Source organism: Kocuria sp. (assembly GCF_030536815.1).
Lineage (GTDB): Bacteria > Actinomycetota > Actinomycetes > Actinomycetales > Micrococcaceae > Kocuria > Kocuria gwangalliensis.
The window spans coordinates 1-5295 of record NZ_JAUNPE010000147.1 but is presented as its reverse complement, the minus strand read 5'-3'; the positions used below and the strand labels follow the sequence as shown (position 1 = coordinate 5295).

5 protein-coding genes are annotated in these 5295 nt (G+C 67.8%); all 5 read right to left on the bottom strand.

The features are described from left to right. The 5 genes from Q4E95_RS10915 to Q4E95_RS10895 all read right to left on the bottom strand — a co-directional run bounded on the left by Q4E95_RS10915 (position 1) and on the right by Q4E95_RS10895 (position 5170). On the bottom strand, positions 1-1098 hold the full coding sequence (locus tag Q4E95_RS10915; RefSeq protein WP_303383335.1) for an alanine--glyoxylate aminotransferase family protein: 1098 nt from the start codon (positions 1096-1098) through the stop codon (positions 1-3). 49 nt (positions 1099-1147) lie between these two features. Then, the gene (locus Q4E95_RS10910; RefSeq protein WP_303383334.1) at positions 1148-2386 is read right to left on the bottom strand and encodes an MFS transporter; all 1239 of its coding nucleotides are present in this window, start codon (positions 2384-2386) and stop codon (positions 1148-1150) included. 171 nt (positions 2387-2557) lie between these two features. Then, a complete protein-coding gene (locus Q4E95_RS10905; RefSeq protein WP_303383333.1) occupies positions 2558-3022 on the bottom strand; it encodes an SRPBCC family protein in 465 nt (154 codons plus the stop codon). A gap of 79 nt (positions 3023-3101) precedes the next feature. Beyond that, positions 3102-3839, bottom strand: a complete 738-nt coding sequence (locus Q4E95_RS10900) for a glycosyltransferase family 2 protein (RefSeq protein ID WP_303383332.1) — start codon at positions 3837-3839, stop codon at positions 3102-3104. After that, positions 3836-5170 (bottom strand): PIG-L family deacetylase, encoded by a 1335-nt coding sequence (locus tag Q4E95_RS10895; protein WP_303383331.1) that lies wholly within the window; start codon positions 5168-5170, stop codon positions 3836-3838. The genes Q4E95_RS10900 and Q4E95_RS10895 overlap by 4 nt, the downstream gene beginning before the upstream one ends. Positions 5171-5295 lie beyond the last annotated feature (125 nt).

Genomic DNA, 5295 nt, shown 5'->3' with positions numbered 1-5295 from the left:
CTACTTCCCCAGCACGTCCTGCAACGCACCCAGGATGAGCGCCACGGAATCCGGGGCGGCGTTGGGGCCCATCAGGCCGATGCGCCACACGGTGTTGGCGAACTCCTTGACTCCCGGTCCGATCTCCAGGTTGTACTTCTCGAGCAGTTCCTTGCGGACGGCGGCGGAATCGACTCCGTCCGGGACCTTGACGGTGGTCAGCTCGGGCAGGCGGTGGCCCTCCGCGGCGAAGAGTTCCAGGCCCATGGCCTCCAGCCCGTTCTGCAGCGCATGGCCAGCCGCGTAATGGCGGTCGCGAACGGCGTCGAGCCCTTCATCGAGAATGCGCTGCAACCCGGCATCCAGGGACGCGATCATGGCCACCGGGGCGGTGTGGTGGTAGGTGCGGGTCGCGCTGCCGGAGGTCTCCCCCACGTAACCGCCCAGCATGCCCAGGTCCAGGTACCACGAGCGTGGGTTCTCCACCCGGCGCTCCCATGCGCGATCCGAGACCGTGAAGGGCGCCAGACCCGGGGCCACGCCCAGGCACTTCTGTGTGCCCGCGTAGCCGATGTCGATGCCCCATTCGTCGGCCAGCAGTTCAATACCGCCGATCGACGTCACGGCATCCACGAGAAGCAGGGCGTCGCCCTTGATGGCCCCGAGGGCGGCAATGTCTGAGCGGACGCCCGTGGAGGTTTCCGCGTGAACGGCCGCAATGATCGTGGGGTTCGGGTGCGCCTGCGCCACTTTCTGCGCATCCACGGGCTGGCCGAAGGGGAAGTCCACCCGGACCACCTCGGCACCGCAGCGCGCGGCAACATCACACATGCGCTCGCCGAACAATCCGTTGACGGCGATCACCACCGCGTCACCGGGGTTCACGAAGTTCACGAACGCCGCTTCCATACCCGCCGAACCGGTGGCCGAGATCGGTAATGTCCGGCGGTTGGCGGTGCCCCACACCTGACGCAGTCCCTCACAGGCGCGGTCCATGATCGCCAGGAACTGCGGGTCCAAATGCCCGATGAGCGGTCGGGCGAGCGCCTCGGTGGCTTCCGGGTACGGATTGGTCGGTCCGGGGCCGAACAAGTGGCGGACGGTCAACGTGCTGGTCATGCGGGGGCCTCCTCAGGCGGTCCACGTGCGGGTTGCGTCTCCTTCCACCCTAGCCCTCGCGGGACCACACCGTGCCCGGTGTGACCGGCCGGCGCAGGAAGAGCACGGTCAATGCAATTGCCACCGCAATCAGGGCCCCGATGAACGCCACCGCGCCGTTCCAACCGAAACTTGTTAGGAACAACCCCGCCACATAGCCGAACACGGATGAACCGCCGTAGTAGAAGAGCGTGTACAAGGAGGATGCCTGGGCCCGCCCCACGGTGGCCCGTGCCGGCACCCACCCATTGGCCACCGAGTGCGCCCCGAAAAATCCCGCGGTGAAAAGCAGCAGTCCCGCGACCACGGCCGGCAGCCACGGGATGAGCATGACGAGGAGCCCTCCCAGCATGATCACCGAGGACATGATCAACACTGCGCGGCGGCCGAACCGGGCCGCGAGCCGCCCCGCCTGAGCGGAGGACCATGTGCCCGAGAGGTAGGACAGGAACAATACGGACACGACCGACTGCGGCACGTTGAACGGTTCGTCGCCCAGGTGGAATCCGATGAAGTTGTAGACCGCCACGAATCCGCCCATGAGCAGGAAGCCCTGCATGTACAGCGAGACCAGTCCGGGGTCCTTGAGGTTGACCCGCAGCCGCTCGACGGGGCCTTCCGGTCCCCCGACCCGCACCGCTTGCGGTGTGAAGCCTTGTTGCTTGGGGGCCAGCAGGATGAACGCGACCGCGGCGAGGCCCGCATAGACGGCCACCACGAGAGTACCGGCGCGCCAACCGAAGAAGTCGGCCACGGGCGCCGCCACGATGCGCCCCGAGAGCCCACCCAGCGTGGTGCCGGAAATGTAACTACCCGCGGCAATGGCCGAGTGCAGCGGGTTCACTTCTTCCGCGAGGTAGGCCATGGCCACGGACGGAATGCCGCCCAACGCCATTCCCTCCAGGAAACGCATGCCCACGAGCAGTTCGAAGGACGGCATGAGACTCATGGCCACGCCCAGGATGGTGGCGGCAATCACCGCGGTCACCATGGTCCGGCGGCGGCCGAACCGGTCCGACACCAATGACCACGGGATCACCGCGACCGTCAGGCCGAGGGTTGCGGCCGACACGGCCAGCGAGGCCTGAGCGGCGTCTATCCCCAAGGTGCGCGCCATGATCGGGAGAACGCCCTGGACCGAATACAACTGCGCGAAGGTTGCGATGCCCGCGCACAACAGCGCGATCAGGATCTTCTTGTAACCGGAGCTGCCCCGCTCGTAGCCTTCCCATGTCCCTCCGGACTGCATGCCCAGGCGCTCCCTTTCACAACGTTCATGTCGGTGATGTCCTGGACCAGGCTACGCCGCGCCCGCGTCGACCCGGCCCGCACCGTCCCGAACGCGACGACGCCGCCCGGTGACCCGCGTACTGCGGGCGACCGGGCGGCGTCGTCAGGTGATAACTGCGGGAGTGAACCCTTACTTGTCGCTCACCGCTGCGGCGAGGTTCTCCAGGGACTCCTCGAGGACGGACTCCGAAAACACCGGGAAACTCATCTTCTTGAGCAGCGCCGGGTTGGCGTCGCCCCACGAGTAGGTCAGGGTGACCTCTGTGGAATCGGAGCCCTGGGACTGGAGTTCGTACATCCATTCCCAGCCGTTCTTCTCCACGGGAGTGCCCTCCTGGCACGGCTTCCACGCGATCAACTTCTTGGGGTCGAAACCGGTGACGTGATTTTCCATCTTGTAGTCACCGCCCATGACATCCGAGTTCATGTTCATCACGAACACGTCCCCGACCTGCTGAATCCGCTGGTCGGTGCCGGACACCACGGTGCCCGATCCGTCCACCTGCGGGTGCTTGGCGGGCAGGGAGAGAACCTCGAAGATGTCCTCCGCCGGGGCGTCGATGACCCGGTTGGCGCTGATGCTGGTCTCACTCATGAAAACCTCTTTCTGCGATGGGTATTGCAACTAACTGCTGTCAACCTTAAGCAGTGCCGGGCCCGCTGCCGCAAGGGCTTCAGCGATCGGCGAAGCCCTGAACCGCTCCTCGCTGGGCCGCCAGGCTGCGCAAATGGTAGGCGAACCCGAGGGCTGCCCGACCGCGCAACCGCCCGGAGGTGATGGCGCGAATCCGGTCCGTGGACTCCACTCGGGCGCCGAGCGCGCGCAGCGCCCCGACCACGGCCTCGTCCTCACTGCATTCCACGTTCGGGAATCCGCCGGCTGCAGCGAAGGCACCGGCCCGCACGCCCATGTTGGCCGCGTGGATATAGGGATGACCCTCCGCCAGGTCGTGCTCCAGATGCCACAGCCGGTACACGCGTTCGGGGCACTCGGCCGGGTCCGGTTCCACGGTGCCGAGTACGGCGTCCACACCGGTGTGCGCTCGCTCGACCTGGTAGCTGAGCCACTGGGCGGGCACGGCGGTGTCCGCGTCCGTGGAGGCGAGCCAGTCCGGGTTCGCGATCAACGCGCGGTTCGCGGCCGCTTGCCTAGCTCCCCCGGCGCTGGCCCAGCGGCCCTCCAACACCGTCAGCTGCGCACGCTCGTCCGGACCCCACGACGCCGCCCACGTCTCGCGCACCACGGGTACCGTGCGGTCGGTGCAGCTGTCGGCGGCCAGGACCACGGACACGGCAGCCCCCGGCTCGGCGCTCACAAGGTCCCTGACGGCCGCGCTCACCGACTCGATGCACCGGGCCACCCGATCTTGTTCGTTGCACGCGGGAATCACCACCGCCACCCGGGAGTTCATGAACGGCCGCGCTGGGTCCGAGCGTAGATATCGATCTCGAAATCCGCTTCGCGGTGCGCCACCAACCTGGTGAGGTTGCGGCGGCGTCGAGCCTCACGATGCACGTCGTCACCGTCCAGGGGCCAATCCTTGATGGGGTGGCGCCAGTGGCACAGCACCAGGTGACCCTCCGGGGACAGCGCCCTGGTGCACAGGGACAGCAGCTCGTTCCATTGCTCGGCCGAGCAGAAGTAGCCCACCTCGCTCACCACAATGAGGTCCAGCTCGGTCCAGGCGGGGTCCCATTGCCCCGGGAGCACGGCGTGGCGCAGGTGCACATTTTTGAGTCCCCGCTCGGTGAGGCGCGCGCGGGCCTTGCCCAGGGCGACGTCGCTCGCGTCCACCGCCGTCAGCATGCCCACGTGGGCTGCCAGCTGCGCCGTGAGGGCGCCCGTGGAACAGCCGATGTCCAGGGCGCGGGGGTACAGCTCGCGCGGGAGGCTGGCGATGAGCACGTCGCGTTTGCGGTGTTCGTAGCGGGAACTGTCCACGTTCCAGGGGTCCTCGGACTCGCTGTGCACCCTGTTGAACACCGGTGTCTGGTGCGGTGCCGACAGGATGAAGTGTTCGCGGTCCCGTTCGAAGTGCTCCAGGATGTGCGGGCCGAGCAGCACCTCGTCCCCCGGCTGGCCCGACAACGGGCGCACCTGGGACACGTGGTGCTCCAAGGCCTGCCGTTTGGCGTCCCGGTCCTCGTCCGAAAGCGGCACGTGCACCAGCCCACGCGGCAATTTGTGCGGAGCGCCCCAGTGCCACCACCAAATGGGGTACTGGACACAGCGCACCGCCGCGGCTCCGGCGGCCCGCTGCACCTGCGCCGCGAGGATCTCGTGGTCCGGGTGACCGTCCTCGACCCACGTGACCACCGCCAGGGGCTGCCGGCCCTGCGCAACCCAGGCCACGGCCTCCGAGACGGGGTCCGCGAGCGCCTGCGCGGTGAGCCCTCCGTCGGGCAGGGCCAGGTACTCGGGCACGCCGGAACCCGCGGTGATGACGCCCACCGCGTCCGCCATTTCCCGATGGCGCACTTGCGAGAGGGATTCCCGCGTGTGAGTGGGCGAGTTCGGGTGCGATTTCTCCCCCAGCGTGGCCACGATGACACGCACCGAGGTGCCCGCCCGAATCAGGCGATGAACGGTGCCGCCGGCGCCCAACGTTTCGTCGTCCGGGTGCGCCGCGAAGACGACGGCGCGGTCCACACCCGCCAGGTCCAGCTCCGGCACCGCACGCAGTTGTTTGCTGTCGGCCCACGTCCGTTCGGGGGTTCCGGGCTCCCTGTGGTCGAAGCTCACCACGGCGATCCCTCCGCCCCCGCCGGAGCGGCCGCCAACAGCAACTCACCCAGTACCCGGTTGTCCCGCTCCGCATGGTCCTGACGGACGTACACCTGCAATGAGTTCACGCGGCGGATGTGCGC

Coding starts and splice junctions, on each gene's coding strand:
- Q4E95_RS10915 (WP_303383335.1), bottom strand. CDS start 1,098: ATGACCAGCACGTTGACCGTCCGCCACTTGTTCGGCCCCGGACCGACC.
- Q4E95_RS10910 (WP_303383334.1), bottom strand. CDS start 2,386: ATGCAGTCCGGAGGGACATGGGAAGGCTACGAGCGGGGCAGCTCCGGT.
- Q4E95_RS10905 (WP_303383333.1), bottom strand. CDS start 3,022: ATGAGTGAGACCAGCATCAGCGCCAACCGGGTCATCGACGCCCCGGCG.
- Q4E95_RS10900 (WP_303383332.1), bottom strand. CDS start 3,839: ATGAACTCCCGGGTGGCGGTGGTGATTCCCGCGTGCAACGAACAAGAT.